This window comes from Arthrobacter sp. 9V (genome assembly GCF_902506065.1).
GTDB lineage: Bacteria > Actinomycetota > Actinomycetes > Actinomycetales > Micrococcaceae > Arthrobacter.
Genome location: NZ_LR732912.1, coordinates 540,168 through 566,769, shown reverse-complemented (window position 1 = coordinate 566,769; position 26,602 = coordinate 540,168). Strand labels below are relative to the sequence as shown.

Annotated in this window: 27 protein-coding genes and 1 riboswitch; of the genes, 16 read left to right on the top strand and 11 right to left on the bottom strand. The window is 63.0% G+C overall.

The window, feature by feature from the left end:
- Positions 1-51 precede the first annotated feature (51 nt).
- A riboswitch (guanidine-III (ykkC-III) riboswitch) is annotated at positions 52-117 on the top strand.
- Between the two features lie 10 nt (positions 118-127).
- The 4 genes from BACI9J_RS02680 to BACI9J_RS02665 all read left to right on the top strand — a co-directional run bounded on the left by BACI9J_RS02680 (position 128) and on the right by BACI9J_RS02665 (position 2,858).
- On the top strand, positions 128-442 hold the full coding sequence (locus tag BACI9J_RS02680; protein ID WP_159733062.1) for a DMT family transporter: 315 nt from the start codon (positions 128-130) through the stop codon (positions 440-442).
- A gap of 2 nt (positions 443-444) precedes the next feature.
- Positions 445-828 carry a DMT family transporter gene (locus tag BACI9J_RS02675; protein WP_159733061.1) on the top strand — a complete coding sequence of 128 codons (384 nt, stop codon included), beginning with the start codon at positions 445-447 and terminating at the stop codon, positions 826-828.
- A gap of 369 nt (positions 829-1,197) precedes the next feature.
- Positions 1,198-2,202 (top strand): aldo/keto reductase, encoded by a 1,005-nt coding sequence (locus BACI9J_RS02670; RefSeq protein WP_159733060.1) that lies wholly within the window; start codon positions 1,198-1,200, stop codon positions 2,200-2,202.
- 5 nt (positions 2,203-2,207) lie between these two features.
- Positions 2,208-2,858: an MBL fold metallo-hydrolase gene (locus BACI9J_RS02665; protein ID WP_159733059.1), complete on the top strand. Its 651-nt coding sequence runs from the start codon at positions 2,208-2,210 to the stop codon at positions 2,856-2,858.
- Positions 2,859-2,999: 141 nt separating this feature from the next.
- Here BACI9J_RS02665 and BACI9J_RS02660 read toward each other — a convergent pair whose 3' ends face one another.
- Together BACI9J_RS02660 and BACI9J_RS02655 are read right to left on the bottom strand one after the other, a co-directional pair.
- Complete coding sequence (locus tag BACI9J_RS02660) at positions 3,000-4,721, bottom strand: DEAD/DEAH box helicase (protein WP_201296486.1); 1,722 nt, start codon at positions 4,719-4,721, stop codon at positions 3,000-3,002.
- A gap of 432 nt (positions 4,722-5,153) precedes the next feature.
- Positions 5,154-6,545 carry an MFS transporter gene (locus BACI9J_RS02655; RefSeq protein ID WP_159733057.1) on the bottom strand — a complete coding sequence of 464 codons (1,392 nt, stop codon included), beginning with the start codon at positions 6,543-6,545 and terminating at the stop codon, positions 5,154-5,156.
- Between BACI9J_RS02655 and soxR the strand changes: the two genes are divergently transcribed.
- The gene (gene soxR / locus BACI9J_RS02650; RefSeq protein WP_159733056.1) at positions 6,544-7,068 is read left to right on the top strand and encodes a redox-sensitive transcriptional activator SoxR; all 525 of its coding nucleotides are present in this window, start codon (positions 6,544-6,546) and stop codon (positions 7,066-7,068) included. The genes BACI9J_RS02655 and soxR overlap by 2 nt on opposite strands.
- 45 nt (positions 7,069-7,113) lie before the next feature.
- On the top strand, positions 7,114-7,818 hold the full coding sequence (locus BACI9J_RS02645) for an SAM-dependent methyltransferase (protein ID WP_442858629.1): 705 nt from the start codon (positions 7,114-7,116) through the stop codon (positions 7,816-7,818).
- Here BACI9J_RS02645 and BACI9J_RS02640 read toward each other — a convergent pair.
- Positions 7,815-8,906: an Lrp/AsnC family transcriptional regulator gene (locus tag BACI9J_RS02640; protein ID WP_159733054.1), complete on the bottom strand. Its 1,092-nt coding sequence runs from the start codon at positions 8,904-8,906 to the stop codon at positions 7,815-7,817. The genes BACI9J_RS02645 and BACI9J_RS02640 overlap by 4 nt on opposite strands.
- A gap of 83 nt (positions 8,907-8,989) precedes the next feature.
- On the opposite strand from BACI9J_RS02640, the gene BACI9J_RS02635 reads away from it, so the two are divergent.
- Both BACI9J_RS02635 and BACI9J_RS02630 read left to right on the top strand, forming a co-directional pair.
- Complete coding sequence (locus tag BACI9J_RS02635) at positions 8,990-10,207, top strand: M20 metallopeptidase family protein (RefSeq protein ID WP_159733053.1); 1,218 nt, start codon at positions 8,990-8,992, stop codon at positions 10,205-10,207.
- A gap of 31 nt (positions 10,208-10,238) precedes the next feature.
- The gene (locus BACI9J_RS02630) at positions 10,239-11,531 is read left to right on the top strand and encodes an MFS transporter (RefSeq protein ID WP_159733052.1); all 1,293 of its coding nucleotides are present in this window, start codon (positions 10,239-10,241) and stop codon (positions 11,529-11,531) included.
- Between the two features lie 76 nt (positions 11,532-11,607).
- Here BACI9J_RS02630 and BACI9J_RS02625 read toward each other — a convergent pair whose 3' ends face one another.
- Positions 11,608-12,885, bottom strand: coding sequence for a CynX/NimT family MFS transporter (locus BACI9J_RS02625; RefSeq protein ID WP_159733051.1), 1,278 nt, complete (start codon positions 12,883-12,885; stop codon positions 11,608-11,610).
- 179 nt (positions 12,886-13,064) lie between these two features.
- Here BACI9J_RS02625 and BACI9J_RS02620 point away from each other — a divergent pair, with 179 nt between their 5' ends.
- The 4 genes from BACI9J_RS02620 (at position 13,065) to BACI9J_RS02605 (ending at position 15,358) form a co-directional block, all read left to right on the top strand.
- Positions 13,065-13,478 (top strand): hypothetical protein, encoded by a 414-nt coding sequence (locus BACI9J_RS02620; protein ID WP_159733050.1) that lies wholly within the window; start codon positions 13,065-13,067, stop codon positions 13,476-13,478.
- A 64-nt stretch (positions 13,479-13,542) separates the two neighbouring features.
- Positions 13,543-14,448: a tRNA (guanosine(46)-N7)-methyltransferase TrmB gene (gene trmB / locus BACI9J_RS02615; protein WP_159733049.1), complete on the top strand. Its 906-nt coding sequence runs from the start codon at positions 13,543-13,545 to the stop codon at positions 14,446-14,448.
- 22 nt (positions 14,449-14,470) lie between these two features.
- A complete protein-coding gene (locus BACI9J_RS02610; RefSeq protein WP_159733048.1) occupies positions 14,471-14,863 on the top strand; it encodes a hypothetical protein in 393 nt (130 codons plus the stop codon).
- Positions 14,864-15,358: a type II toxin-antitoxin system RatA family toxin gene (locus BACI9J_RS02605; RefSeq protein WP_159733047.1), complete on the top strand. Its 495-nt coding sequence runs from the start codon at positions 14,864-14,866 to the stop codon at positions 15,356-15,358.
- A 24-nt stretch (positions 15,359-15,382) separates the two neighbouring features.
- On the opposite strand, the gene BACI9J_RS02600 is transcribed toward BACI9J_RS02605, so the two are convergent.
- Together BACI9J_RS02600 and BACI9J_RS02595 are read right to left on the bottom strand one after the other, a co-directional pair.
- Complete coding sequence (locus BACI9J_RS02600; protein ID WP_159733046.1) at positions 15,383-16,057, bottom strand: zf-HC2 domain-containing protein; 675 nt, start codon at positions 16,055-16,057, stop codon at positions 15,383-15,385.
- Entirely contained in the window at positions 16,054-16,551 is a 498-nt protein-coding gene (locus BACI9J_RS02595) for a sigma-70 family RNA polymerase sigma factor (protein WP_159733045.1), read from the bottom strand. The genes BACI9J_RS02600 and BACI9J_RS02595 overlap by 4 nt, the downstream gene beginning before the upstream one ends.
- 144 nt (positions 16,552-16,695) lie before the next feature.
- Here BACI9J_RS02595 and BACI9J_RS02590 point away from each other — a divergent pair, with 144 nt between their 5' ends.
- Complete coding sequence (locus tag BACI9J_RS02590) at positions 16,696-17,253, top strand: COG4315 family predicted lipoprotein (protein WP_159733044.1); 558 nt, start codon at positions 16,696-16,698, stop codon at positions 17,251-17,253.
- A gap of 102 nt (positions 17,254-17,355) precedes the next feature.
- Positions 17,356-17,562: a hypothetical protein gene (locus tag BACI9J_RS02585; RefSeq protein WP_159733043.1), complete on the top strand. Its 207-nt coding sequence runs from the start codon at positions 17,356-17,358 to the stop codon at positions 17,560-17,562.
- 92 nt (positions 17,563-17,654) lie between these two features.
- Here BACI9J_RS02585 and BACI9J_RS02580 read toward each other — a convergent pair whose 3' ends face one another.
- From BACI9J_RS02580 to BACI9J_RS02565, 4 genes are all read right to left on the bottom strand, one after another.
- Positions 17,655-18,632, bottom strand: coding sequence for an ABC transporter ATP-binding protein (locus BACI9J_RS02580; RefSeq protein WP_159733042.1), 978 nt, complete (start codon positions 18,630-18,632; stop codon positions 17,655-17,657).
- 1 nt (position 18,633) lies between these two features.
- The gene (locus tag BACI9J_RS02575; RefSeq protein ID WP_159733041.1) at positions 18,634-19,473 is read right to left on the bottom strand and encodes an ABC transporter permease; all 840 of its coding nucleotides are present in this window, start codon (positions 19,471-19,473) and stop codon (positions 18,634-18,636) included.
- On the bottom strand, positions 19,466-20,260 hold the full coding sequence (locus BACI9J_RS02570) for an ABC transporter permease (RefSeq protein WP_159733040.1): 795 nt from the start codon (positions 20,258-20,260) through the stop codon (positions 19,466-19,468). Before BACI9J_RS02570 ends, BACI9J_RS02575 begins: the two co-directional genes overlap by 8 nt.
- 288 nt (positions 20,261-20,548) lie before the next feature.
- Positions 20,549-21,397 (bottom strand): DMP19 family protein, encoded by an 849-nt coding sequence (locus BACI9J_RS02565; RefSeq protein WP_159733039.1) that lies wholly within the window; start codon positions 21,395-21,397, stop codon positions 20,549-20,551.
- A 165-nt stretch (positions 21,398-21,562) separates the two neighbouring features.
- On the opposite strand from BACI9J_RS02565, the gene BACI9J_RS02560 reads away from it, so the two are divergent.
- A complete protein-coding gene (locus tag BACI9J_RS02560) occupies positions 21,563-25,030 on the top strand; it encodes a DEAD/DEAH box helicase (protein ID WP_159733038.1) in 3,468 nt (1,155 codons plus the stop codon).
- Positions 25,031-25,056: 26 nt separating this feature from the next.
- Here BACI9J_RS02560 and BACI9J_RS02555 read toward each other — a convergent pair whose 3' ends face one another.
- Entirely contained in the window at positions 25,057-25,794 is a 738-nt protein-coding gene (locus tag BACI9J_RS02555) for an alpha/beta fold hydrolase (RefSeq protein ID WP_159733037.1), read from the bottom strand.
- Positions 25,795-25,884: 90 nt separating this feature from the next.
- On the opposite strand from BACI9J_RS02555, the gene BACI9J_RS02550 reads away from it, so the two are divergent.
- The gene (locus BACI9J_RS02550) at positions 25,885-26,583 is read left to right on the top strand and encodes a helix-turn-helix transcriptional regulator (protein WP_159733036.1); all 699 of its coding nucleotides are present in this window, start codon (positions 25,885-25,887) and stop codon (positions 26,581-26,583) included.
- The last annotated feature ends 19 nt before the right edge of the window (positions 26,584-26,602 follow it).

The following is a 26,602-nucleotide window of genomic DNA, read 5'->3' as shown; positions in this document are numbered from 1 at the left end:
GACTTTAACCACCAGAGGTGGCCACCCCGCAACGGAGTTGCTAGCCTGAAATGAAGGTTCCGCTCCGGAACCTCCGGACGACGGTTCAGTACCCGGTACGCGACAAGACTGGCCAAAGGAAAACGTCATGTCGTGGATAATTCTTATTTTCTCCGGAGCACTCGAAGCCGTATGGGCTGCAGCTCTGCACCGTTCCAAGGGCTTCCGTAAACCAGTTCCCACCGTGGTGTTCCTGGTATCTGTTGTTGCCAGCATGGCCGGCCTCGCCATCGCCATGCAATCCATCCCTACCGGCACGGCTTATGCAGTGTGGGTTGGCGTCGGCGTGGTTCTCACGGCCACTTACGCCATGGTCACCAAAGTTGAACGCGCGACGACGGCCAGGCTGCTTTTGCTTGCGGGCATTGGCGCATGCGTAGTTGGCCTGAAGGTGGTGGCATAGCCATGACTGAGAACACCGCAAAGATCAAGAACACAGGCAACGGAATCTTCTGGATCATCCTTTTAGGTTCAGCGTTGCTCGAAGCTGTATGGGCTACGGCCTTGGGTCTGTCCAACGGTTTCACACAACTCGCGCCTACCGTGGTTTTCGCCATCACAGCTGTCCTGAGCATGCTCGGACTAGGTATCGCAGTGAAACGAATTCCCCTCGGCACCGCATACGCGGTATGGGTTGGCATTGGAGCTGCGCTGACCGTGGGTTGGGCCATGATTACGGGCGTGGAATCCGCGAGTCCGTTGAAGCTGCTGTTCATCGCGGGAATCGTGGGCTGCGCTGCCGGATTGAAGGCCCTGCCCACTGAGAAACCTGTAGCCAAGGCCGAGTAGCGAAGACCCCTGGGTCCGTCCCGCCGGGTCCTTCGGTAGAGCTTGCCGCACCAGCCACACTGCCGCGGTTGCTCTGACGCCCCTTCCGGCCTCGCGAGCCCACTCCGATTCGGGCCAGAGCCCGCTCGGGCACAACCCGCGCCCCGCAAGCCTCCTCCTTCCCCCGAAGCCCGCTCCGGCCTCGCGAGCCCACTCCGTTTCGATGGTTCCCTGCGAACAACGCCGTGCGCCCGGCACTCCTGGCAGGGAACCCCCGAATCGAGCCGGCCACAGCCCAGCCGCCACAGCCCCGGGCTACACAGCAGGAATACCCACGTAAACCTCCGGGTTCACCCTTCAAGAGCACCCAAACGCGCATTGGAGAAGTTCATGACTGCAGTTCAGCTCGGCGACGGCCTTGAGGTTAGCCCCCTCGGCTTCGGCGGAATGGCCCTCACGCCGGTTTATGGCGGAATCGATCCTGAGGAAGGCCTGAAAACCCTTAGGCATGCGGCGGATGCGGGAATCACGTTCATCGATACCGCGGATGTTTACGGCGCGGGGAGCAACGAGGAACTGGTGGGCAGGCTGCTCAAGGAGCGGCGCGACGAGATCCAAGTGGCCACAAAGTTTGGAATTGAGGGCAACCCCGCGGACGGGTACACGGGAGTCCGCGGGGATGCGCCCTACATCAGGCATGCGGTGGAAGCGAGCCTCCGCCGCCTGGACACTGATGTGATTGACCTCTACTACATGCACCGCCGTGACCTCCGCGTTCCGATAGTGGAAACCGTGGAGGCCATGGCGGAGCTGGTCCGAGAGGGCAAGGTCCGGCACCTCGGATTATCTGAAGTGACAGCCGAGGAGCTCACGCAGGCCAGCGCTGTTCATCCCATTGCCGCGGTCCAGAGTGAATGGTCAATCTGGAGCAGGGATGTTGAACTCAACGTCGTGCCTGCAGCCAAGGAACTTGGCGTAGGGTTTGTGCCTTACTCGCCGCTGGGCCGTGGCTTCCTTACGGGAACCGTTAGCGCGGGCGATCTCGGGGAAAATGACTTCCGCCACAAGATCCCCCGTTTTGGAGACGAGGCACTTGATGCAAACCAGGCCGTGGTAGCCGCGGTCCGCGAGGTAGCCAGTGAGCTGGATGCAACTCCGGCCCAGGTAGCCCTGGCTTGGCTGTTTACCCAAGGTCAGCGCCTTGGGATTTCTGTGGTTCCCATCCCCGGCACGCGTAAAACGCACAGGATCGACGAGAACCTTGGGGCGCTGTCCCTGCAACTGGGAACAGCGCAGCTTGAGAAGCTCAACCAAGCTGCGGCCGCCGTCGTGGGTTCACGTTCCGCAGACCCTAACTGGGTCTCGCAGGGCCGCGAAGCCAACAACGTAGGCTGATTCGCATGGATTCGCTTATTCACTCACTGCGTGAGATTACTATCCGAAGCATTTCGGTCAGCGAGATGAACAACAATGTGTACGTGTTGACTTCGAAGTCAACAGGTACGCAGTTGTTGATCGACGCCGCTGACGACCTTCCGGCCATTCAGCAACTTCTCGAGGACGCGGCCGGCGATTCGACGGCGCCCACCAAGTTGGCCAGGATCGCCACCACCCATCAGCACTGGGACCACGTCCGGGCCCTGGCTGAGCTGGTGGAAATCACCGGCGCAAGCACCTCAGCGGGAGCGGACGACGCCGATGCGTTGCCGGTTCCAGTGGATGTCCGGCTTGGACACGGCGACGTTGAGCGGTTCGATGGCTTCGAGGTTACGGCGGTCCACCTGCGCGGACACACCCCGGGCTCGATCGCTTTCGTGTACCAGGATGCTGTCGGGCCAGCCCACATTTTCAGTGGAGACTCGTTGTTTCCGGGCGGCGTCGGCAACACACAGAACGATCCTTCACGTTTCACTTCTCTGTTGAACGACGTGCAGGAGCGGCTGTTCGACGCTTATCCGGACGAAACCCTGGTTCACCCTGGCCATGGACTGCCCACCACCCTTGGTGCCGAACGCCCACATCTTGAGGAGTGGCGCGCCCGAGGCTGGTGATTGCGGGGCCCACTCTGCGTTCCAAACCCAAGGAATGGGGCGCAAAGCGGGCCTCACAACGCGAGACTCAAACTTGCGGGGCCCGCTCTGCGTTCCAAACCCAAAGAATGGGGCGCAAAGCCGGCCTCACAACGCGGGGGGTTAGCGGCCGCGACGTTCGTTCGAAGCCGGAGCCGATGCACGACGCGGGCCGCTGCGTGCCGGACGACCTGCACCGGAGCCACCACGGCCCGAGTTGCCTGAGGCACCTGAACCGTAGGATCCGCCGGACGTTGCACCTGTTGCGGAAGACCAGACGGCCTTGTTTCCACCGGTGCGGGTGCTCGTGGTGGATGCCGTGCGGGGAGCCGAAGCCGAGCGCTGGCCGGTAGCCGGACGCCCACTGCGGCCGCTCTGGCCCTGCGAGCCGGGAACGTCATTGCGGTGAGTAGCGCCGGCCTTGCCGCGACCACGGGGGCTGCGGGCGACGTCGTCGTTCATTGCTGCGCGGCGATCCGCACGGTTGGTGTCCGTACGAACCGGCTCAGCCCCAACCTTGCCGCGACCATTGCGACCACCACGGCCACCAGCGGTGGGAGCAGCCTGCGTGGAACGGCGTGCGCGCTTGCGCTGGGCGTTGGCGCCGGTAGACGTGCCGCCACCCTGCTGGGTTTTCGCAGCGAGGAGGGCCGCACGGGTGCGGGGATCGACCTTGTCAGCGATGTCGCCCACGAGCTTTGTCACCAGCGGGGAGTTGGCCGTAACACGTTCAAACGAAACATCAACGCCGGCAGCCTTCATGAGCTTCTTGACGTCGCTCTGCTGCTCCGGGAGCGTCAGAGTAACTACGGTGCCATCCGAACCTGCGCGGGCGGTGCGGCCTGAGCGGTGCAGGTAAGCCTTGTGCTCTGTGGGCGGGTCCACGTGGATGACGAGTTCGACGTCGTCAACGTGCACGCCGCGGGCTGCGACGTCGGTGGCCACCAGGACGCGGACGTCACCGTTGGAGAACTCGGCAAGGTTGCGGTCGCGGGCGTTCTGCGACAGGTTGCCGTGGAGATCGACAGCGGGGATGCCGGCGTCCGTGAGGGTCTTGGCAAGCTTGCGGGCGTGGTGCTTGGTCCGCATGAAGAGGACGCGGCGGCCGGCGCCGGAGGCCAGTTCAACAATGAGCTGCTTCTTGACGGTCTGGTCGTTGACCACCAGGACGTGGTGTTCCATGGTGGTGACAGCGGCCTGGGGATCGTCCACGGAGTGCGTCAGCGGGTTGGACAGGTAACGGTTGACCAGCTTGTCAACACCGTTGTCCAACGTTGCGGAGAAAAGCAGACGCTGACCCTGGGTGGGGGTCATGTCCATGAGCTTCTTGACAACCGGGAGGAAGCCGAGGTCAGCCATGTGATCGGCCTCGTCCAGCACGGTGACCTCAACGGCTTCGAGCGACAGGATGCGCTGGCGGATCAGGTCCTCGAGGCGGCCCGGGCAGGCGATGACAATATCGACGCCGGCGCGGAGTGCCTTTTCCTGGCGGGCCTGGGAGATGCCGCCGTAGATGACCGTGGTGTTCAAGCCCATGGCCTTGGCCAGCGGCTCGATGGTGGCGTTGATCTGGGTTGCCAGTTCACGTGTGGGTGCAAGAACGAGGCCCATGGGGCGGCCGGGCTTGCGGAAGTGCTTTGCTTCGCGCTCGGCCAGGCGGGCCACGAGCGGGATGGCGAAAGCGATGGTCTTACCGGAACCGGTGCGGCCACGGCCCAGGACGTCGCGGCCTGCGAGCGTATCCGGGAGAGTCTTGACCTGGATGGGGAATGCCTCTTCGATGCCATCTGCGGCGAGGGATTCAGCAATGGGCTTGGGCGTGCCAAGGGCAGCAAAAGTAGTCATAAACTTCATGTCTTTCGGGCGGTGTCCAAGTGCGGACATCGGCCCCCGACGCCGGTTGGGCCAGGGGTTCGCCGAGGAAAAGTCAGGTGGTCTACCGGTTCGCTACAACAGCGGTGCCGGGACCAAATAGAACGCGTTCATCGACGCAGGATGTGCCTCTCACATGAAAAATGCCCCGTCGCGTAGCCTTTCAGGCCACCTGCTTCAGGGCGTCACCGCACATCAAGTGTTCCTAGCTTAGCAGTGTTTCTCCTGCGGACCTGCATCGGGGCTGTTCAGACCCCGTTGCGGGGCCCGCTTTGCGCGGCTCGCGACCCGCGAAGCACGCAGACCGGGCCCCACAACTCACCCACCCGGCGTTGCGGGGCCTGCTTTGCGCGGCTTGCGACGCGCGAAGCACGCAAAGCAGGCCCCACAACTCACCCACCCGGATCAGGAGCGAGTGAGTTCGGGTTCCGCGGCCCGGGTTTCGGTTGCGGCCGCGCGGGCGGCGACCCTGGGCGCAATAACAACCCCGACGACGGCGATGATCGCCGTAAGTGCGAAGACCCCCGCAAACGAGTTCGTCGTCGTAAAGGCAGCGAATACGAGCCCCGTCAAAGCCAAGGACAGCGCGCCCCCGAGGGAGTCGGAGATGGACATGGCCGCGCTGTTGAAGCCCTGGTTTTCCTCGGTGGAAAGGGCCAGCGTCATCACTGAGAGCCGCGGGTACATGAGCCCCATTCCAGCACCAGCGAGGATCCACCCGGCAATGGCCACGGCCGCGGGGAGGGCAAACGCCGAGGTCACCAAGGTGGAGATCACGGCTATCAGCACCAACAGGGCGCCGATCTTCACAGCAAGGTCGTCGGCAAGCCGGGCACCGAGCCGCCCTTGGATGGCCGACGCCCCGGCCCAAGCCAGTGCCGCACCAGTCAGGGTCAGCCCGGCGAAGGTAGGTGTGAAAGCGTACTTCTCAGTCAGCAGGTACGGCAGGTACACCTCGGCCCCGAAGAACGCCGCGGACGCCAAGCCGCGCACCAGGATTACACTGGGCAGGCCGCGTCGGGCGGTCAACGTTCCACGCGGTACCAGCGGGCGGAAAGCGACCAGCGCAATGACAAGCGCCACCACGGCGATCACCCCGCCGAAGCCCGGAACCTCTGCAGACAGGTTCAGTCCAAGGACGGCGACGGCGGCGAGCGCGGCCCATCCCATCCGTCCGAAGGCCCACGGAACAGGCTCGGCAGCGGGTTCGGAATGCATGCCGCGGACCGCCGGCACCACCATCAACAGGGCCGGAACTACCAGGCCCACAACACCAAGGAACACCCAGTGCCAGCTGCTGAGCTGGGCCACCACTCCTGCGGCGAATGGCCCAATCAGGGAAGGAACCACCCAGGACGCGGCGAAGGCGGCGAAGATTTTGGGGTGCAGCGCCGGCGGGTATACGCGGGCAACCAGGACGTAAAGGGCCACGGTCATTGCACCGCCACCAAGTCCCTGGACCAGACGCCCCAGCACCAGCATTTCCATGGTTCCGGCCATGCCGGCGATCAGCAGACCAACAACAAACAACGCAACCGAGGAGTACAGCGGCGCTGCCGGACCACGACGATCTGACCAGTTACCCGCTGCCACCATGCCCATCACGCCGGTTGCGAGCGGGCCTGCGAAGGCCAGCGCGTAGAGGCTGGCTCCGTCGAGGTCGCGGCTGACCAGCGGCATGATGGTGGTCACCGCGAGGGACTCGAACGCGCTCAGGAACACGAGCGCGCATGCCCCCACGGTGGCGAGCAGGTATGGACGGCGCAGTATCCCGGCCGTTGAGGTGTCAGAGGTCATGGACGCCAGCCTAGAACCTCAACTAATGTTGAGGTCAATCCGCCGCCCGCCCCATCGAAAGCAACCCATGCCGCCAGGAGAAATGCACCGGCCACTGACCATAGGTGAGCTGTCCGAGAGGAGTGGAGTATCGGCGTCGGCCCTTCATTTCTACGAACGGAACGGGCTGATTGAAGCTGAGCGAACGGCCGGCAATCAGCGCCGGTACAGGCGGGACACGCTGCGGCGCGTCGCGTTCATCAAGACCTCCCAGCGGGTGGGTTTGCCGCTGAAGGACATCCGTGAGGCGCTGGACTCGCTGCCTGACGGGCGGACCCCCACCAAGCACGACTGGTCCAAGCTGTCCTTGCGGTGGCGCAAGGAGTTGGACGAGCGGATCGCAGCACTGCAGCACCTCCGCAATGATCTTGATGGGTGCATCGGCTGCGGCTGCCTGAGCCTGAAATCCTGTACGCTGCAGAATCCGTCGGATGAACTCGGCGCGTCCGGCGCCGGTGCCCAGCGATGGACTTTGCCGGAATAGCAACAGGCATTGCCTTTCAGCGCAGCGCCACGGCACGCTTGGGTTATGACAGAACACGCGCACGACGCCGGTACCCACCAGCACACCCATGAGGGCGCACAGCAGGGCGGCCTGAACCTCCACGAGGACGCGGACAATGCCGTGGACATGTGGGACGGCATGTACCGGGAACGCGCCAAAATTTGGAGTGGAAACCCGAACCCGCAGTTGGTGGCCGAGGTCGCCGGGCTGAAGCCGGGAAGGGCGCTGGACCTTGGCTCCGGGGAAGGTGGGGACGCCATCTGGTTAGCCCGGCAGGGTTGGACCGTCACCGCGTTGGACGTGTCCGCCGTCGCGCTTGAACGGGCAGCAGCCCATGCGGCGGAAACCGATCATGCGGATCGGATCACGTGGCAGCAACAGGACCTCAGCGAGTGGGAGCCCGAACCGGTCTTCGATCTGGTCTCGGCCCAGTTCCTCCATTCCCCTTTATTGCCGTGGCGGGACTCTGCAGCGAAAGCGGCGGCGGCCGTGGCACCCGGCGGGACGCTGCTGGTGGTGGGGCATCATCCGCACGGGCTTCCTCCATGGAGCCGCCACCACGAGTCCGGCATGTTCTTCACGCCCGAGCAATTGGCTGGCGCGCTGCGGCTGGATCGTGAGCCGTGGTTCGTCAATGTCCTCACCGACCGCGCAAGGACAGTTGCAGGACCTGACGGCGAATCCGGCACCACCTTGGACACGGTTCTGAGGGCCACCAAGCACGCCTAAATACCCGCAGGCAGCAGCTCCCCATAGGGCGGCACCACTGTCCCTGTTGCGGTGGAGTCCGGATTCAGCATCCACCCCACGCGTTTGGCCGTGTTCAGCATGACCACGCTTTCCACGAGCTGGATGCCCGGGATCCGCTGCTGGATGGTGAGTTCCATTTCCATGACGTCGGCCAGCGAGCGCAACCACATGATCATGGTGAAGTTGGTGCGGCCTGTGGTGGAGGCGGAAAAGCGGACATTGCGGATGGCCCTAAGCTCGGTGGCGGCCGCTTGGTGCTCCCCTGCGGGAACGTTGGCGAACCATTGAACAGTGATGGGGAAGCCGGAGAATTGTTGGGCGATTTCGCATCGGAAGGACAGCATTCGGCTGTTCAGGACCCTGCCCAGTTGCCGTTGGACGGTGGCGGGGTTTCTGCCCAGGGCCCGGGCGATTTCTGCTGCTGTGGCCCGACCGTCCCGGGCCAGAAACGGGATGAGTGCCAGGTGGTTTTCCGGGAGCGGGAGCACCATGGAGTCAGGTGACGGGTTTGCTGATTCGGGTCCGGCGAGCGCCCTGAGCGCTTGTTGTTCGGCCTTGCTGAGGACGTTGAGCCGCCAGGCGTAGCCGCTGGTGTGGATGCGTGTGCAGAGGGCTGTGTGGTACTTGGTGAGTCCACGGATTTCCTTGAGCCTGGGCAACACGTGGGTGCTGAACTGTCCCAGATCCTGGGTGATGACGGTCAGCGTGAGGTCGCGGTTACTGGCGGCTTCTTCAACCGTGATGACCTCGGGAAGTTGAGCTACCGCGGCGGTGACGTCCGGCCGCAAGTCCATGTCGCAGTCGATATCCACCATGGCCAAGCACATGTCTTTGGGGTCGCCCATGAGGTGTGCGGTGGTCCATGCCGCGCCGGCCCCTCTGAGGCGCTCCCATCTGGACGCCAGCGTGGTGGCATGGACACCCAGGACCTCGCCGGCGTCGGACCAGCTGATCCGGGGCGAGATTTGCAGGGCGTTGACCAGGCGCAGGTCTTCTTCACTGAGTTCCACGAGTACATCATGGCAGATGACTGCATAATTCCAGCCGGAAATGGTTGTTGAATGCATTTTTGCAGTTGTTTTCATACTTGTGAAGCACGTCACCTCAGAATGGCATAAGGAACCCGTCCCCGGAAAGACCAGGAGAACTTATGACCATCGCCGCAGACGCCAAGGAACTGCAGGAGGACATTGTCCGCCTCCGCCACGACCTCCACCGGGAACCGGAAATCGGCCTGCAACTCCCCCGCACCCAGGAAAAGGTGCTCAAGGCGTTGGACGGACTCCCGTACGAGATCACCCTGGGTAAGGAAACGACGTCGGTCACCGCGGTTCTGCGTGGCGGCGCGGCTCACGCTTCAGCGGAGAAGCCCGTGGTGTTGCTGCGTGCGGACATGGATGGACTCCCGGTGCAGGAAACCACCGGCGTGGACTACACCTCCCGTGTGGACGGCGCGATGCATGCCTGCGGCCACGACCTCCACACTTCCATGCTCGCCGGTGCCGCCACCCTGCTAGCCGAGCGCCGCGATCAGTTGGCCGGTGACGTCATCCTCATGTTCCAGCCCGGCGAAGAGGGCTTCGACGGCGCAAGCTACATGATCAAGGAGGGCGTGCTTGACGCGGCCGGTCGTCGCGCTGACACCGCCTACGGAATGCACGTGTTCTCCTCGCTTGAACCACATGGCCAGTTCGTCACCAAGCCGGGAGTCATGCTCAGCTCCTCCGACGGCCTTGTTGTCACGGTGTTGGGCGCTGGCGGCCACGGCTCGGCTCCTTACTCCGCCAAGGATCCCGTCACGGCAGCTGCAGAGATGGTCACAGCGCTTCAGGTGATGGTCACCCGCCAGTTCAACATGTTCGATCCCGTGGTCCTCACCGTCGGCGTCCTGCACGCCGGAACCAAGCGCAACGTCATCCCGGAGACCGCCCGCATCGAAGCCACCATCAGGACCTTCTCCGAGGAGTCCCGGCGGAAGATGATGGAAGCAGTACCCAGGCTGCTCCACGGCATCGCCGCAGCCCACGGTTTGGAGGCGGATGTGCACTACCAAGAGGAATACCCCCTCACCATCAACGACGAGGATGAAACCACCACTGCCGAGAAGGTCATCGCCGGAATGTTCGGCGAGTCCCGGCACACGCGGATGGCTACTCCCCTGAGCGGTTCGGAGGACTTCTCGCGGGTTCTCGCTGAAGTTCCCGGCACCTTCGTAGGACTCAGCGCCGTTGCCCCGGGCGCCGACCACACGACGTCGCCGTTCAACCACTCGCCGTACGCAATGTTCGACGACGGCGTCCTCACCGACGGCGCGGCACTGTACGCCGAACTTGCCGTATCCCGCATTGCTGCCCTCGCCGGCAACTAACTCCCAGCCCCGCCTGATCTTGGAGAATGACATGACCGCTACCGTAGGAACCACTCCCGAAGTCAAGGTCCACAAGTCCCACGTGCGCACATTGGTGGGCACGGGCATCGGCAACGCCGTTGAATGGTACGACTGGGCGATCTATGCAACGTTTTCGCCGTTCATCGCGAGCGCCCTGTTCAGTCAAGCCGACCCCACCTCAGCGGTGTTGTCCACCTTGGCAATTTTCGCCGTCGGGTTCGTGGCCCGTCCGTTCGGCGGGTTCGTGTTCGGCTGGATCGGCGACAGGATCGGCCGCAAGACCTCCATGACCGTGGCCGTGGCCTTGGGCGCGGTGGGCAGCCTCCTCATCGGCGTTGCGCCTACGTTTGCTGCCGTTGGCGCCTTCGCTTCGGTGATGCTGCTGGTAGCCCGCCTCATCCAAGGGCTTGCGCACGGCGGTGAGCTGCCGTCATCGCAAACTTATTTGTCCGAAATGGCGCCCAAGGAACACCGCGGCTTCTGGGCAACCCTCATTTACACCTCCGGGACGGCCGGCATCCTGGCCGGGACGTTGCTGGGCGCCATCCTCACCGCAACCCTCAGCAAGGATGACATGAGTGCCTGGGGTTGGCGCGTCCCGTTCCTGATCGGCGGAGCGCTGGGCATCTACGCCCTGTTCATGCGGGCCAAGATGAAGGAGACCGAAGCTTTCCAGGCCGAGGCACCCAAAGAGAAGCGCCTGCCCATCTGGCCGCAGATTGTGAAATACCGCAAGCAGGCGCTGCAGGTTATCGGCCTCACCGTCGGCCTGACCGTTGTGTACTACATCTGGGGCGTCGTGGCTCCGAGCTACGCTGCAACCGCGCTGAAAATGGACCGTGGTGCGGCACTCTGGGCCGGCGTGGTGGCCAACGTGGTGTTCATCGCCGCCCTGCCGTTCTGGGGCAAACTGTCTGACCGCATCGGCCGCAAACCGGTGATCATCGCTTCCTCCGCAGGTGCCGCGCTGTTCCACTTCCCCATGACGTGGTTGCTCAAGGACTCGCCTTGGCAGCTGGCGGTGTCCATGTCCGTGATGCTGTTCTTCATCGCCGGCAGCGCCGCGATTGTGCCGGCCGTCTACGCTGAGCTGTTCCCCACGCACATCCGCACCATCGGCGTCGGTGTTCCATACTCCATCTGCGTCGCTGTGTTCGGTGGCACGGCTCCTTACCTGCAGACCTGGCTTGGCACCATCGGACAGGCTCAGCTGTTCAATGTGTACGCAGTGATCCTGCTGCTGGTGGGCATCGCGTTCGCCTTCTCCATCCCGGAGACCAAGGGCAAGGACCTCACCGTCTGACCTCTCCCGCTTTCGTTGTGAGGCCCGCTCTGCGTTTGTCCCTAGGTTTTTGGGGCGCAGAGCGGGCCTCGCAACGTTAAACGAAGCGGTCGCGGCCTGCCCGGTATCCGAAGAACGCGGCCAGCGAGCCCACCACCAGGAACAGGATTCCGGCCGCTGCGAATCCGCCGGTTGCCTGATGAAGTTGGCCTACCATCAACGTGCCAAGGGAACCCACCCCGTAGCCGACGCCCTGCATCATTCCGGACAAGTGCGCGGCGGTGTGGGCGTCGCGGGTGCGGACCATGATCATGGTGAGGGCCACTGCAGTCAGCGACCCCTGACCCAGCCCATTGAGCCCGGTCCAGATCCAGATGAGCTCCGTGGGACCAAAGATGGTGAGCGCAAAACCGCCTCCGGTCATGAGCGCCACCACCATGTTGATGATCCGCTGATCCTTGAAGCGCGTGGCCAAGGCAGGGGCAAACAGCGAGCCGAGCATCTGCAGAACAATGGACACCGAGACGATCAACCCGGCCGTCCCGCCGTCAATCCCCCTGTCCCGGAGGATGGGAGCCATCCACGCGAACACGCTGAACGACATCATGGCCTGCAGCACCATGAACAATGTCACCTGCCATGCCACGGCCGACCGCCACACGTTGACCCCGCCGTGAACTGCCTGATGCTTCACGGAAGGCTGGCGGATTGCCAACGGCAGGAAGAGCAAAAGTACGACGCCGGCAGGCACCGCCCAGAACCACAGCGCCGAGGTCCACTGGCCGGTTGCCGTAAATACCGGATACGTGAAGCCCGCGCCAAGGGCCGCCGACGCGCAGATCGCCGTCGTATAGAGCCCACCCATCAGACCCAGCCGGTGAGGGAAATCCCTTTTGACGACACCCGGAAGGAGAACGTTGCAGAGGGCAATGGCGGCACCGCACGCGGCGGTTCCAGCGAGAAGCGTGGGTAAGTGTCCCATCCCGGGAATATCCAGGGGCCTCAGGAGCAAGCCTGCGGTGAGGACCGCCATGGCTCCCAAGAGCACCCGTTCCGCACCGAACCGCCGGGCGAGCACGGGGGCTAAGGGTGCGAAGACTCCCAGCAGGGTGACCGGAACGGTGGTGAGGACTACCAGCGACCAACCCGGCAACCCGGCGTCGGACGTTATTTCCGGAAGGACCGCGGAGAAGCTGGAGAAGACCGTGCGGAGGTTCAGGCCGATGAGCACCAGGCAGATTCCCAGGTATACGAGTCCGCGCTTGCCACTGAGCCGGGTGGGATCGGGCGCAGGTTCTTCGTCAATCTCTGCGTCCACCGCGATCTCAGGGAGGACTGACTTCTCTGGGTAGCCGGGGGTCTTGGAGGAGGTCACACGTCCTATTCTGTCAGCCAGGCTTGTCCGGCGCCCGTTGGGCCGGATATGACCATCACGGGATATGACCATCACGGGATATGACCAGCACGGGATATGACCAGCGGGATTGGCACAGTTATCCACATAGGCTTGATCACCCCTGCCTGTGCAGCATCCCGATCCATAGCGTTGAGGGCATGGACAAGACCTTGGAACCTTCACCTCAATCCGCAACTTCAGAACGCCCCGGTAAGCCATCCCAAGAGACGGCCGCAGCGTATTTACGCCCAGCGGGATTGCGTGCAGGCATCTGGAGCTTGGTGCTTGCCATGGGGGTGCCTGTTGTCTTACAGATCATCTTGCCTGTGGGGACATACTTCGCGTTGAGCGCCGAGTCGCCTTCCTACTCATTTGCTGCGCAGACCGTTTTCCTGGCCCCCACGGGAGCTTGTTGGCTCGCGGCAGTGCTCTGTGGCCTGACGTGTCTAAGGCTGGCCAGGCGCAGTGGCGCCGATGGGCAGCGGACCACCGCCTGGACGTTCGGCGTCCTCGGGCTCTGTGTTGCAGGACTCGAAGGGCTGATGTTGCTGGTGCCGTTTCTTTACAGCTAGCTCGGGTTCTTTAGAGCTGAGTTCGGGCCGAACTACCCCGCCGAACCAAAGTATTCTGGAAAGGATGAGTGAAACTCCAGATTCCCCGAGACCCGTGACCCCCGGCAGCCAGGCCTCCTTCGGCACCTATGGTGGCCGACCAGTCAGCTTTGTGCGCCGCGGCACCCGTTTGCAGGGACGTCGACAGGCCGCCTGGGAAGAGCACGCCGAGCGCTGGGCCATCCAAGTCCCACGCCATGTTGCCAACACCTCGGTGCACCCCGATTACACGTTCGACGCCGAGGCAGTGTTTGGGCGCAAGGCACCCCTGATCGTGGAGATCGGTTCCGGCCTGGGCGACGCCGTGGTTCATGCCGCAGAGCAGAACCCGGACAAGGACTTCCTCGCAGTGGAGGTCTATACCCCGGGCCTTGCCAACACCATCATCAAGATCAACAGCCGCGGGCTGACCAACGTGCGGGTGGTGGAAGCCAATGCCCCCGAGGTCCTGGAGTCCATGCTCCCGGAAGGCTCGGTCAGCGAACTGTGGGTGTTCTTCCCGGATCCGTGGCACAAGGCGCGCCACCACAAGCGCCGCCTCATCCAGCCTGCCTTCGCTTCGGTAGCTGCCAAGGCGCTCGAAAAGGGTGGTTACTGGCGGATCGCTACTGACTGGTCAAACTACGCAGTACACGTCCGCGAGGTTCTGGCAGACTCCACGGAGTTCGAGAACATGCACGAAGGCGAGCGCAGCGGCGAGGAGAGCCCGTTGACGCAAGTGTGGCAGTCCGGCGTCGAGTCTGTTGTGGGCGGTGCGCCCGTCCGGGAAGGTCGCGCGCCGGTCAGTACGGAGCACACCGGGCCGAACCAGGGTGTGGATGAAGAAGGCGGTTGGGCGCCACGGTTTGATGGCCGCATCCGGACAAGTTTTGAGAATAAAGCCCACGAGGCCGGGCGCATGATCTTTGACCTCACGTACCGCAAGCTTTAGCCGACGGACTTTGGGGAAAAACATGAGCTATCAGCCGCCGATCGAGTACTACCAGCAGCCGCAACGTGCCGGGAACCAGGGGCTGGGTGCAGGCATTACCAGCATCATCGCTGCCGTGCTCTCGCCGGTCGCGGCGATTGTGAGCATTCCCTTGGGGATCGCAGCAGTAGCATCGGCCATGAGCCGTTATAACGAGGGCAACGACTCGTGGTGGGTTGGTGCGCTTGTCCTGGCGGGGATTGCGGTGGTGCTGGCTCTTGTTGCTGTGGTGAGTGGGCTGATCGCCGTCTTTCGGGCTGGCCGCATGAATGCCGGGCGCATCACGGGAATCATCGGATTGGCCATCATGGCAGTCAACATTTTTGGCATCCTCTTCATGGTGTTTCTGGTACTCGGTTCAGGTCAGGGGTCCTAAATGCCGCAGGTACGCGCCGAACGGTTCATCCGGCTGGATCCGGAAACAGCCTTCGCCCTCTCCCAGACCACCGGAGAATTCCGGCTCAAATGGGATCCGTTTATTTCTGCCCAAGCCTTTTTGGATGGCGCGAAAGCAGCCGGCAAAGGCGTCAGAACACGGACTGTCTCCCGTATGGGCTTGAAGATGGTCAGCGAGTACGTCTCCTTCATGCCTCCCAGGAATGTAGGGATGACCATGGTTTCGGGGCCGTGGTTCTTTGAGAATTTTGGAGGTGGCTGGAGATTCACCCCGGACGACGGCGGCACCCGGACAGTCTGGAAATACACCTTCTCCTGCCGCCCGGCCCTCCTGAAACCTGTGGCCGAGAGGATCGGAAGTTGGGTCCTGGGCAGGGAAATTGAGCGTCGCATTGAGGCGTTTGCCCGGGCCTGCGAGGACGAGACCTTGGTAGCAGAGCTGCGCGCGCAGGGCACCGGAGTTACTGAACGCTAAGGTTTCCTCGCAAGAACCTGCCTGTTACGGCACCGAAATCGAGGCCACCGTCTTCTGGGCTTCATCGCGAAGCTCAACCCCGGCGATGCCGGCCAACTGTACCGGCGTGGCACCGGTGATCTTGATCCGGCCGCTGGCTGTGGCCGTCCATCCGCAGGTGCGTTCTTCAGCGCCGTCCCGGCCCTTGACCCAAAGGTAAAGGGTGCCCTCCAGCGGCATGGACCGGCCCTCAACCTCGAGCTCCGTCCCCCAGTTCTTCTTCACCATGCCCACGGTCAGCTGCAGCCCGTCGTCGGACTGGACCGAGTAGCTGGCGTCCGGCTTCGGCGGCTGGTTCAGCAGCGGCCCGGCAAGGAAACCAACGGCAAGGCAAGCAGCGGCAACCGCGCCCACCAAAGCTGCCCACCGGCGTCGTGATTTCCGCCTGCGAGCTGACAAGTCCACCAGGACCTTCTCCGGTAATGCCTCGGGTTCGGGTTCCAGCAGCGAGAGTGCGTTCACACCTCCAGCGACAGTGAGGGCCACTGCGTCAGCCGCGGGAACGGCATCGAGCAAAGCCGGCAAGCTCTCCAACTGCTCCAACTCATTGCGGCATTGCGCGCATTTGGCGAGGTGGTCTTCGAACGTGCGCGCCTCCTGGAGCTCCAGCCCACCCAGCAGGTAGGCGCCCAGCAGTTGGTGGACGGAGTTCTCGTTCATCGTTCCACCTCCATTTCATCAAGGATCGTTCGGAGGGCTTTCACTGCGTAGAAAGCCCGGGACTTCACGGTTCCCGCCGGGATGTTCAGTTCAAGTGCTGCTTCACTGACGGTGAACCTCTGGTAGTGGAGCGCCACCAAAACCTGGCGGTGTTCATGACTGAGCCGCAGCAAAGCTTCCTCCATGAGGACCCTGTTCAGTAGTTCGTCAACGCGCTCCGTCGCGGGATGGTCCGGGAGGTCCTGTTCGCCTGCTTCGGAAGGGCGGCGCTGGGCCTTCCTGTAGTTGTCAATGATGACGTTACGCGCCGTGCGGAAGAGGTAGCTGCGCAGGCTTCCCGTGATCTGAGGAGCGTGCTGCCACACCTTAAGGATGGTTTCCTGAACGACGTCGTCGGCCTGATGGGCATCGGAGGTGCAGCTCAGAACGAAGCGTTTCAGCGCTGTGCCGTGGTCGCGGTAAATCGCGGCCACCACGTCTTCGTCCAACGGCATAGCCACCTCCCTCTTTCGGCTGCCCCTCGCTTATACGACGACGTGCGCAAGGAAAAGGTTCAGCTCCGTGAACCATTCTTCCCCCACCGACGTCGTAGGGGTTAGCGCCGACCCATCCCGGCCGGCTCGTCAAAGGAGCTAGACATGAAGAAACCACTCAGTTTTGGATTCGGTGCATTGATCCTGAGCGCCGCATTGGCCGGTTGTGGTGGAAGCCCGGGAACTACTACAACTACTCCGCCACCGGCGGCTTCGTCTTCCGCGGCCGCTACCTCCGCGTCCCCCGGCATGGATGCATCCCCCAGCATGAACGCCAGCACTGCTGCCTCCGGTACGGAAATGAAAGTGTCCTCTTCCAGCGCCGGGCAGATCGTGACGGACAGCAAAGGCATGAGCCTCTATTTCTTCACCAAGGACGTCAAGGACTCGGGAACCAGTGCCTGCACGGAAGCCTGCCTGGTCGCATGGCCAATATTCACAACCACCTCTGATGCTCCCTCAGTTGATGGGGTCACCGGGACCGTGGGAACCATCGCCTCACCTGACGGAAAGAAGCATGTGACTCTCAACGGTATGCCGCTCTACTACTACGCCAAGGACAAAGCTCCAGGGGACGTGACGGGTCAGGGCGTGGGCGGTGTCTGGTACCTGGTCAGCCCCACCGGGGAGATGATCAAGGGCGCTGCTGGTTCGGGCTACTAAGACCTGGGGCCGGGTTCGCGGGAAGCCTGCCACGTCCATCACAGTCACCCAAGCCATGGACCCGATCCGCTAGACTGCAAGCCACTCATCGGGGGAGAGAACATGGCAGACCAGAAAACCACCACGAAGAACCCGCCGAACCTGGGATTCCTTGTCTTGCAGGAAACCGCTTGGACCCTGGGTCTTTTAGCGATGATCATGACTGCCTTAGACCGGGGTTTGGACTGGATTTGGATCGGCCTGCTTGTCTGCTGGCAAGCGTCCATCATCTGGGGCTTCATCAAGCTGTGGCGAGCCAACGCCACCTAGCGCACTGGGCTCGCCGGAACGCGTCCAGATCGCCGGAAACGTCCGGCGATCCGAGCAGCGTTCCGGCGATCACGGCGGCGGAGGCAGAGACCCTACCGCCGGGCGCTCCCATACAACTGCCGGACCAGGTGCTCGATGTCCGGCTCGTGCAGTGACAGGTCGGCGACCTCGGCCGTGCCGGAGATGGCAGCCAGAACGGCGGCCGCTGAGAGCCTGCGGGGGTCGAAGGAGACGCTGTGCCGGATCCCTTCGGCCTCAATACCTTCATGGACGGCGCCATCGGGCAGCGCAAAGAGATCAGCCGAGTGCACGGGAGAGGCGAGGTCAACCACCATGGTGCGGACGGCTCCGGCGACGTCAGCCAACCCGGTAAGCGGGCCGTCGTAGGCGATGGCGCCGTCGTCGACTACCAGTACGCGTTGGCACAGACGCTGGATATCACTCATGTCGTGGGTGGTGAGCAGCAGCGTGGTGCCATTTTCCCGACGCTCGGCGTCCAGGAACTGGCGCAGTTTCTCCTTGCTGATCATGTCCAGACCAATGGTGGGCTCGTCCAGGATCACCAGCTCCGGCCGGTGCAGCAGGGCAGCGGCAACCTCGCCGCGCATACGCTGGCCTAGCGATAGCTGCCGGACAGGCGTAGTGAGGAACTCCCCCAGATCCATCTGCTCGGCGAGTTCGCGGAACCGTGGCTTCCAATCGGCCTCGGGCATACGGTGCATGGCACCGAGGATCGGGTAAGAGTCCTGCAGCGGCAGGTCCCACCAGAGCTGTGAACGCTGCCCGAACACGACGCCGATCTTCCGGGCCAGCGCTTTACGCTGCGGTACGGGGTTGAACCCGCAAACGCTCACGCGCCCTGAGCTTGGCACCAGCACACCGGTCAACATCTTGATGGTGGTGGACTTCCCGGCACCGTTGGCTCCGATATACCCCACCGCTTCTCCGGGTTCCACGTTGAAATCAATGCCCCGGACTGCGTGAACGGTCTTTTTGCGTCGCCGGAACCTGCCCATGGGTTCCATGACTTGGAACTCGCGGCTCAGATTTTCTACCTCAATGATGGGCATGTCAGCCTCCTGCGCCGGTGTACTTTTTGATGGCTGCCCGCCAAAGGAGCAGCATGAGTCCGCTGAGGACGACGGCGGCCGGCAGTCCCAGCCAGCCCGTCCACGCCGGGATTCCGGCCGGTCCGTTGAGGCCGAGAATGACCAGGCTGGGTGCGTAGGCCACGAGCGTAGCCGGGATAACAAAAGTGAAGAAGATCTGGATCGGGAAGAACAACGCCGCTCCGGGCATGGAGGCAACGTACCGGCCCCCGTAGGTGAATGCGTTGGCGAATTGTCTGCCGTCAAGGATCCAGAACTGCATGGCTCCAGCCCCGAGGAAGAGCGCACAGAAGATCGCCGCCCCAGCCAACGGCGTGATCAGGGCGAGCAGTACTTTGCCTGGATCCCACGTGATGTCGGCGAACAGCAGGGCCGCAGCCAAGGCCGCCAGAGCGAAGATCAAACGGCCAACGCGTCTCAGTTGGAAGTCGGATGTGGCGAGCTGAAGCAGCACAGGAAGGGGCCTCACCAAGAGCACCTCCAGCTTCCCGGACCTGATGGTCTCGGACATGGCGTCCGTCTCCCCCAGGAGCAGGTCACCCAGCGCGAATGCTACGGATGCGAGTCCGAACACCAGGAGTGTCTGCGCAAAGGTCATACCGCCGAACGAGGAGACGTTGTGGACAATCGCGTACAGTTCAACAAACTCCGTCAGGCCCAGGAGGACCTGGCCAGCGACGTCTGAGAGGAAGCTGCCCCGGTAGGCGAGTTGCGAGCGCAATCTCGCGGAGACCAACAGCCTGAGGAGCACCAGGTTGGTGACCGGAGCGTGGGGATCATGTAAGGCACGGGAGCTAGCCACCTTGCACCACCAACCGCCGCGAGCCGAAGCGGACCATCGTCTGCACAATGATCAGCAGCACGGCCAGCCACAGAAGTTGGATGCCAACCATCGCAAGGCTCTCACCGCCGTCGGTCCTTCCGGCAAGAATGTCCACCGGCGTCTGCAGCATGGACGGGAACGGTGTGGCCCGGGCGAAATCAAGCAGCCAGTCCGGAAACCACGTCACCGGGACCAGGAACCCGGACAGCAGGTTCATGAGGACCATGTACAGCATCCAGAATCCCCGGATCTCGAGCACCCAGAAGGCAAGCAGGTTGATGGCGAAGAAGCCCAAAAAGTTCAGGGACACGGCAGCGAGGATGGACACGAATCCCAGCAGGTACGGTCCAGGACTACCCGGCATCGCCAGGCCTGTCACCAGGGCGCCGACGATGAGCGGCGGCAAACCGCGCGGCAGAACATCGAACGCGGCGCGCCCCAGGTCTTGCGCCCAATATGATGCGGTCAGGTTGACCGATCGGGACAGGTCGACGGCGATGTCCCCCGACTTCACGCGCCCGGCCAGCTCAGCGTTCCCGAAGAGCCCCAAAGGTGCCAGGAGCGCCTGGCCCAGCCACACGTAAGTGGCCGCCTCCATAGCCGAGTATCCGCCAATGGCGCCGCCCGCCGTCGTAATAGCGCTTAGCAGCAGCGACGCCCGGATGAGCCCAAAAACGGAGTTGGTGAAAGCACCGGCGACGGCGGCAGTACGGTACGTGGAATGGCGGCGGAAAGATGACCTGGCCAGTTCCCAATACGCACGCACCGATCGAGTCTACTCACGCCACTCCCCCTCATCACACGAAGCCGTGAATTCGTCGACACGCATGGGGATGAACCGCCGAGCGGCCCGGCATCCGGAAGCGTGCGTCCAACGGCAGGACGGCAGGCATCCGGAAGCGTGCGTTAAAGCGCAAGGTGGGCCCACGCCGTCAGGGTTCCCTGGCCGAGCTTGCGAGGCTAGGGGGACGGTGGGGTACACGCGGAGGATGTCTGCCGCCCGGCCGCAGGCAAAGCCGGAGGATGCCGGGCCGCTCGGCCCGCATACCAAGGCCTAGGCGTCGGCGAATTCCTCGGACTCTTCGAACTCTACGGCCGCGATGATTTCCTTGGTTTCAGGGTGGATCATGAAGGCCTCGTCGTCGTCTTCGATCATGAGGTAGTCGCCGTGGTCGGTGGAGAAGTGCCAGGCGAGGGTCTTCACGCCGTCGTGCTCGTAGTTGGGGTCGCCCATGGTGATCTTTTCCAGGGCGTAGCCGGCAACGTCACAGAGTTCGCGGATGATGACCTCGAACTCGGGGGCGTTGGCGAGGGCTTCTTCGTCGGCTTCGGCTTGGCGTTCGGCAAGGTCCGGGATGAGGGCGACGCGCTGGGTGATGTGCTCTTCGATTTCTTCGTCAGTGAGAACCAACAGGGCAGACTGGTCGCGGAGGTAGGCGCCGTTGAGCTCGATGATGTCCTCTTCTTCGAGCAGCGCTTCAAATTCGCCGTCGAGCTCGTCCAAGGTAACAACAGCGGCAGGCGGGGTTTCGGATTCGTCCAGTTCGCCGTCGAGGTAGGCCTCGGCTTCCTCCTCGGTCAACGCATCAAAGGCGGCGGCGGTCCTGTTGAAGAGGTCAAGATGCCGGCTGGCACCCATCTCTTCTAGGCCCGAGCGGACGTAGGCGTCCACTTCTTCACGCTCCGGCGCGGTGAAGACGTACTGTGCGAAACCGCCGGACAGTGCCTGTGTGAGGTAGAAGTCCACAAAGTAGCTGTTGAGCGCAGGGGCCGCAATTTCGTCGCTGTTGAGGAGCTCTTGGTACATGTGGTTCACCACGTTGACGTTGGAATCCACCACATCCGCGTTGCCGGCTTCGAAGCTGGTCTTGTTCAGGACAACGGGGTACTCGTTGGTAGTCATGGGAAATCCTCACTGCTGAAAGCTGATGGTGCTCCGGACCCTTTCAACGTACGCGCGGGAGCGGCGCGGCAATCGAGGATGAGGTTAACGGAGGGCGAAGTTTGGGAGCCGTTTTCTGCTGACTAAGATTGAACAGATATCCTCCTGCCGAAAGTAGCCCTGCGCATGCCGTCCCACACAGACGAAAACTGGGAACTGGCCATTCAGACTCCAGCCATCACTGACCGCTCGCTCGCGGCCGGACTGGCTTATGCCATGGGCAGCCGCGTGAACGGGATTACTTTTGACGCGGCCACGGGCCTGTTGATGGGCAAGGTTCGCGGCACTGGTCCGCAACCGTATTCGACGTCGGCAAAGCTGGTCCGTAAGCCCAGCGGCTGGAGCTGCACGGTGGGTATTTGCAGCTGCCCGGTCCGTAAGGACTGCAAGCATGTGGCCGCGTTGCTCTTCACTGCTGAAGACCACCCCACCATTCGCGCCCAGCTTCTCTCCCAAGCCCCCGGAATTCAGACATCAAGGGTTGGCTCAGGTCAGCAGGGCGGGGCGGCACGGCCTGCTTGGGAACAAGCCCTCAACAGGCTGATCACCAAGCCCGGTACGGCTCCCAGCGCTGCGGGCATCCAGCTGGCGCTTCAGTTCGAGGTGGAAGAGCCCGCGGCGCACTTCTCCTACACAGGCCGCCGTGATCCCATGCGCAGCGTCCGCCAGCTCAAAGCACGCCCTGTGATGATGGGTGCCAAGGGAAAATGGATCCGCGGCGACGTCTCCTGGAACAACCTCAGCTACGTCAGCTTCCGGCGTGAATTCAACGAGGTCCACGTCGAATGGCTTCAGACTTTCCTGGCCGCACACGGTTCAAGCAACGGCCGGCAGCAACCATCCGGTGCAATGTGGTTGAGCCTGAACGATTTCGCGGCCAAGAACCTGTGGACCCTTCTCGCCGACGCCACCAAGGCCGGCATCCCGCTCATTCACGCCGCTGGTAGCGAGCCTGTTCGCGTCGAGACGCAACCCGCCGTCGTCGGACTGAGTCTGGCGCGGCTGGACGCGGACCCTGACACCGCTGCGAACACCGCAAAAACGGAAGCGCCCGACGGCGGCCTGCAGCTTGCGCCATCGGTAACCATCGGTGGGGAGCCCGTAGATCCCGGATCCGTGGGTTTCCTGGGCAAACCGGCCAATGGGATTTTCTTCACGCATTCGGGCGAAACCCTCCCGGGCGTGCCTCAGCAGAAGAACCTCATCACCCTTGCCCCGATTGAGGGCGGCATTACGGATGAGTTGCTGGAGTTCGTCATGGATGGCGATACCCTTCAGATCCCGGCAGAGGACGAGAGCCGGTTCCTGACCTCGTTCTACCCCAAGCTGCGGCAGTCAACACCGGTTCAGGCCGCGGATGAATCGGTGGAGCTTCCCACGCTGGCCGTTCCTACGCTGTCCCTGCTGGCCAATTACGGAAACGACCACAAGGTACGGCTGCACTGGGAATGGCACTACAAGTCCGGCACCCTTGTTACCGCGCAGCCCTTGTGGCGGCACCCGGACGATCGCGGCTACCGGGACGATCTTGAAGAAGCACGGATACTGGAGTCGCTCGGACGGCCGTGGGACGTGGTGCCTGCGCTGGCCGAATCTGCAACGGGCGGCTGGGGTGCGCCCCGCATCGCGGCCTCCGCTGAGCTCAGTGGCTTGGACACGCTGGCGTTCACCGAGGAGGTGTTGCCTGCGCTCAAGGACCTTCCGGACGTGGTGGTTGAAACCTCAGGCGACATCGCCGATTACCGTGAGGCCGCCGAAGCGCCCGTGGTGTCCATTTCCACGAAGGAAACGGCAAGCGGCGACTGGTTCGACCTCGGCATCGTGATCACCCTAGAAGGTGAACCCGTCTCCTTCGCGGCTGTCTTCTCCGCGCTCGCCGCCGGGATGAGCCGCATGCTGCTTCCCAGCGGCGCCTACTTCTCGCTGGATCTTCCCGAACTTCACCAGCTCCGGGCACTCATTGATGAAGCCCGCTCCCTGCAGGACAACCCGGACAACAAGGACGGCACCCTGCAGATCAGCCGCTTCCAGGCCGGGCTCTGGGATGAGCTGGCACAACTGGGAATCGTGGACGAACAGGCCGCCGCGTGGCGTGAGGCGGTTGGTGGACTGCTCGACGACGGCGTGACCGGGCTTCCGCTCCCGGCCGCACTTAACGCTGAGCTGCGTCCGTATCAGCTTGAAGGTTTCAACTGGCTGAGCTTCCTCTACAAGCACAGCCTTGGCGGAGTGCTGGCTGATGACATGGGCCTGGGTAAGACCGTGCAGGCCATCGCGCTGATTTGTGCGGCGAAGGACCTGGCGGCGGAAACTGCTGCCGCCGCTCAGGGTGACTCTTCCGAAGTGACGCCGCGGGCTCCGTTCCTGGTGGTGGCGCCCACCAGTGTGGTGAGCAACTGGGCGGCCGAAGCTGAACGCTTTGCTCCGGGCCTGGTGGTGCGCACCGTGGGGGAAACCTTCGCCAAGAGCGGCCTGGCCCCGGCCGAAGCGTTGGCGGGCGCCGACGTCGTTATTACCTCCTATGCCTTGTTCCGCATTGATTACGATGCCTACGCGTCCTTCCAGTGGGCGGGGCTGATGCTCGATGAGGCGCAGTTCGTCAAGAACCACCAGTCCAAGGCGTACCAGTGCGCCCGGAAACTGCCGGCGCGGTTCAAATTGGCCATCACGGGCACGCCGCTGGAGAACAACCTCATGGAGTTCTGGGCGCTCACCTCGATTGTGGCGCCAGGCCTGTTCCCCAGCCCCAAACGATTCGCGGAGAACTACCAAAAGCCGGTGGAAAAGAACGGTGACTCGGCGCAGCTGGGCAAGCTCCGGCGTCGTGTGCGTCCGCTCATGATGCGCCGCACCAAAGAGCAAGTCATCAAGGACCTGCCGCCCAAGCAGGAGCAGATCTTGGAAGTAGTGCTGAACCCGAGGCACCAAAAGGTCTACCAGACCCACCTGCAGCGCGAACGGCAGAAGATCCTGGGCCTGATTGACGATGTGAACAAGAACCGGTTCACCATCTTCCAGTCGTTGACGTTGCTGCGGCAGCTGAGTTTGGATGCGTCGTTGGTGGACTCGTCCTTGTCCGGAGTGCGTTCCTCCAAGCTGGACGTGCTGTTCGAACAACTGGAAGACCTCATTTCCGAGGGGCACCGGGCGCTGATCTTCAGCCAGTTCACGGGATTCCTGGGCAAAGTCCGCGAACGCCTGGACGCCGAAGGGGTGGAGTACTGCTACCTCGATGGCAGCACCCGCAACCGCGGGGATGTTGTGAGCGAGTTCAAGAACGGCGCCGCTCCGGTGTTCCTGATCTCGCTGAAGGCCGGTGGTTTCGGGCTCAACCTGACCGAGGCAGATTACGTGTTCCTGCTGGATCCTTGGTGGAACCCGGCGTCCGAGGCCCAGGCCGTGGACCGCACCCACCGCATTGGGCAGGCCAGGAACGTGATGGTCTACCGGTTGGTTGCGAAGGACACCATCGAAGAGAAGGTCATGGCGTTGAAGGCCAAGAAATCACAGCTGTTCGCGGACGTGATGGAAGGCGATGCCCTGGCCGGTGGCTCGTTGACGGCGGACGACCTTGCGGCGCTGTTCGCGGAGTAGCCTCCCCGAACAGCCCGGCACTTTGCTTAGTCGGCTCGTGAGGAAGCTGTCTGAATGACCTTGGCCAGGTCCCTGGGGCGGCTCCACATGGGCCAATGTCCCGTGGGCAGGTCAATGACTTCGAGCTGCTCTATGTTCGCCACTTCCGCGAACATGGGATGGCCTGTGTTGGCCAACTCCAGCACCTGCGCGCCAGGGATCGAGCAGCACACCAATGTGGTCCGGACCTTGCGGCGGGCATCGTTCGTCAGGTGGACGGCTTGACGAAGCACCGGGCCGGGCTCAGGTATTGCGCGTGCCCGAAAACGCTCGAGGACCTCGGCGCTCAGGCCTTCCAGACTGGCCTGCTGCCCAAGCACGTCAAAAGAGGGCAGTGGAAGCTCCTCCAATCCTTCCGGGAAATCCGGAGCGAACACGCTTCCTGTGGACACAGGCCCGGAGTCCACCCACACCATCTGGTGAACAAGCTCAGGGTGCCTGTCGAGGACAAGACTGACCGGTGCGTTGGCCCCACTGTGGGCGACGATAGTGGCAGGCTGGTCTTCGGAAACCCCCAGTCGGGCAAAGATATCCAAGACCGCTGCAGCTTGATCTTCCAAGGTCTTCGTTGCCCGGTCAGGATCGTTGGCATCCAGACCAGGAAGCGTCATTGCGACTGCACGCGACTGCTCGGATTCCAAGTGCTCAAGGACTTCATCCCACGCCCAAGCGCCCAACCAGTGGCCGGCGATGAAAATGATCGGACTGCTGTTAGTAGTTCTCATATGACTACCTTCTTGGATAGTCCGGACAGCTGTGTGTCACTATTTATGTCATGAATTTCGTGCGGCCTGAACAGTGAAACGAACCGAACAGTGAAGCGATCCGAGCGACTCCTCGCCCTCTCCGAGATGCTTCGCCGCAACGGATCACGGGGGTCCTCCGCCGATCGGCTGGCCAGAGAGTTCGGCGTTTCCGCGCGAACAATCAAGAGGGACCTCGCTGCGCTTGAGAACAGCGGCGCGCCCATATGGTCGCGTCCAGGACCCGGTGGTGGCTACGGATTGGCTGCCGGTGCTTCCCTGCCGCCTGTGAGTCTGTCCCCAGCGCAGGCCGTGGCGCTTATGGCAGCTGTGTCCGCTTCACCAGATGCCCCTTATGCCGATCTGGCAGCGGCCGGGATCCGGAAGATCGTTGATGTCCTCGATCCCAAGACCAAGGCAAGAGCCGATGAACTCGCTGGCCGCGTCTGGGTCAATGCGGCCTCCCCCTCCTCGCGGACCATCAAATCGGCGCTGGAGGAGGCGATGTCTGAGCAGCGTGTAGTCCGCATCCGCTACACCTCCAAAGATGGGAACAGCACCACCCGCGACGTCGAACCCGTGCTGTTCGCCTCAACAAACGGCCAGTGGTACCTGGTTGGGTGGTGTCGACTTCGCGACGCCATGCGATGGTTCATTGTGTCGCGCATCGAACGAGCCAGCGTCACCAAGGCGGCTTGCGGCGGCCACACCATCCACGAGGTGGGTGAACCCCCGGAGAACGCCAGACCCGTGCATGGTGGGGGCGTGTGAGCCCCTCAATGAGCCCCTC

Bases quoted from the DNA above. Each gene is read 5' to 3' on its own strand.
- BACI9J_RS02680 (WP_159733062.1), top strand. From the start codon at position 128: ATGTCGTGGATAATTCTTATTTTCTCCGGAGCACTCGAAGCCGTATGG.
- BACI9J_RS02675 (WP_159733061.1), top strand. From the start codon at position 445: ATGACTGAGAACACCGCAAAGATCAAGAACACAGGCAACGGAATCTTC.
- BACI9J_RS02670 (WP_159733060.1), top strand. From the start codon at position 1,198: ATGACTGCAGTTCAGCTCGGCGACGGCCTTGAGGTTAGCCCCCTCGGC.
- BACI9J_RS02665 (WP_159733059.1), top strand. From the start codon at position 2,208: ATGGATTCGCTTATTCACTCACTGCGTGAGATTACTATCCGAAGCATT.
- BACI9J_RS02660 (WP_201296486.1), bottom strand. From the start codon at position 4,721: ATGACTACTTTTGCTGCCCTTGGCACGCCCAAGCCCATTGCTGAATCC.
- soxR (WP_159733056.1), top strand. From the start codon at position 6,544: ATGGACGCCAGCCTAGAACCTCAACTAATGTTGAGGTCAATCCGCCGC.
- BACI9J_RS02655 (WP_159733057.1), bottom strand. From the start codon at position 6,545: ATGACCTCTGACACCTCAACGGCCGGGATACTGCGCCGTCCATACCTG.
- BACI9J_RS02645 (WP_442858629.1), top strand. From the start codon at position 7,114: ATGACAGAACACGCGCACGACGCCGGTACCCACCAGCACACCCATGAG.
- BACI9J_RS02640 (WP_159733054.1), bottom strand. From the start codon at position 8,906: ATGCATTCAACAACCATTTCCGGCTGGAATTATGCAGTCATCTGCCAT.
- BACI9J_RS02635 (WP_159733053.1), top strand. From the start codon at position 8,990: ATGACCATCGCCGCAGACGCCAAGGAACTGCAGGAGGACATTGTCCGC.
- BACI9J_RS02630 (WP_159733052.1), top strand. From the start codon at position 10,239: ATGACCGCTACCGTAGGAACCACTCCCGAAGTCAAGGTCCACAAGTCC.
- BACI9J_RS02620 (WP_159733050.1), top strand. From the start codon at position 13,065: ATGGACAAGACCTTGGAACCTTCACCTCAATCCGCAACTTCAGAACGC.
- trmB (WP_159733049.1), top strand. From the start codon at position 13,543: ATGAGTGAAACTCCAGATTCCCCGAGACCCGTGACCCCCGGCAGCCAG.
- BACI9J_RS02610 (WP_159733048.1), top strand. From the start codon at position 14,471: ATGAGCTATCAGCCGCCGATCGAGTACTACCAGCAGCCGCAACGTGCC.
- BACI9J_RS02605 (WP_159733047.1), top strand. From the start codon at position 14,864: ATGCCGCAGGTACGCGCCGAACGGTTCATCCGGCTGGATCCGGAAACA.
- BACI9J_RS02600 (WP_159733046.1), bottom strand. From the start codon at position 16,057: ATGAACGAGAACTCCGTCCACCAACTGCTGGGCGCCTACCTGCTGGGT.
- BACI9J_RS02595 (WP_159733045.1), bottom strand. From the start codon at position 16,551: ATGCCGTTGGACGAAGACGTGGTGGCCGCGATTTACCGCGACCACGGC.
- BACI9J_RS02590 (WP_159733044.1), top strand. From the start codon at position 16,696: ATGAAGAAACCACTCAGTTTTGGATTCGGTGCATTGATCCTGAGCGCC.
- BACI9J_RS02585 (WP_159733043.1), top strand. From the start codon at position 17,356: ATGGCAGACCAGAAAACCACCACGAAGAACCCGCCGAACCTGGGATTC.
- BACI9J_RS02580 (WP_159733042.1), bottom strand. From the start codon at position 18,632: ATGCCCATCATTGAGGTAGAAAATCTGAGCCGCGAGTTCCAAGTCATG.
- BACI9J_RS02565 (WP_159733039.1), bottom strand. From the start codon at position 21,397: ATGACTACCAACGAGTACCCCGTTGTCCTGAACAAGACCAGCTTCGAA.
- BACI9J_RS02560 (WP_159733038.1), top strand. From the start codon at position 21,563: ATGCCGTCCCACACAGACGAAAACTGGGAACTGGCCATTCAGACTCCA.
- BACI9J_RS02555 (WP_159733037.1), bottom strand. From the start codon at position 25,794: ATGAGAACTACTAACAGCAGTCCGATCATTTTCATCGCCGGCCACTGG.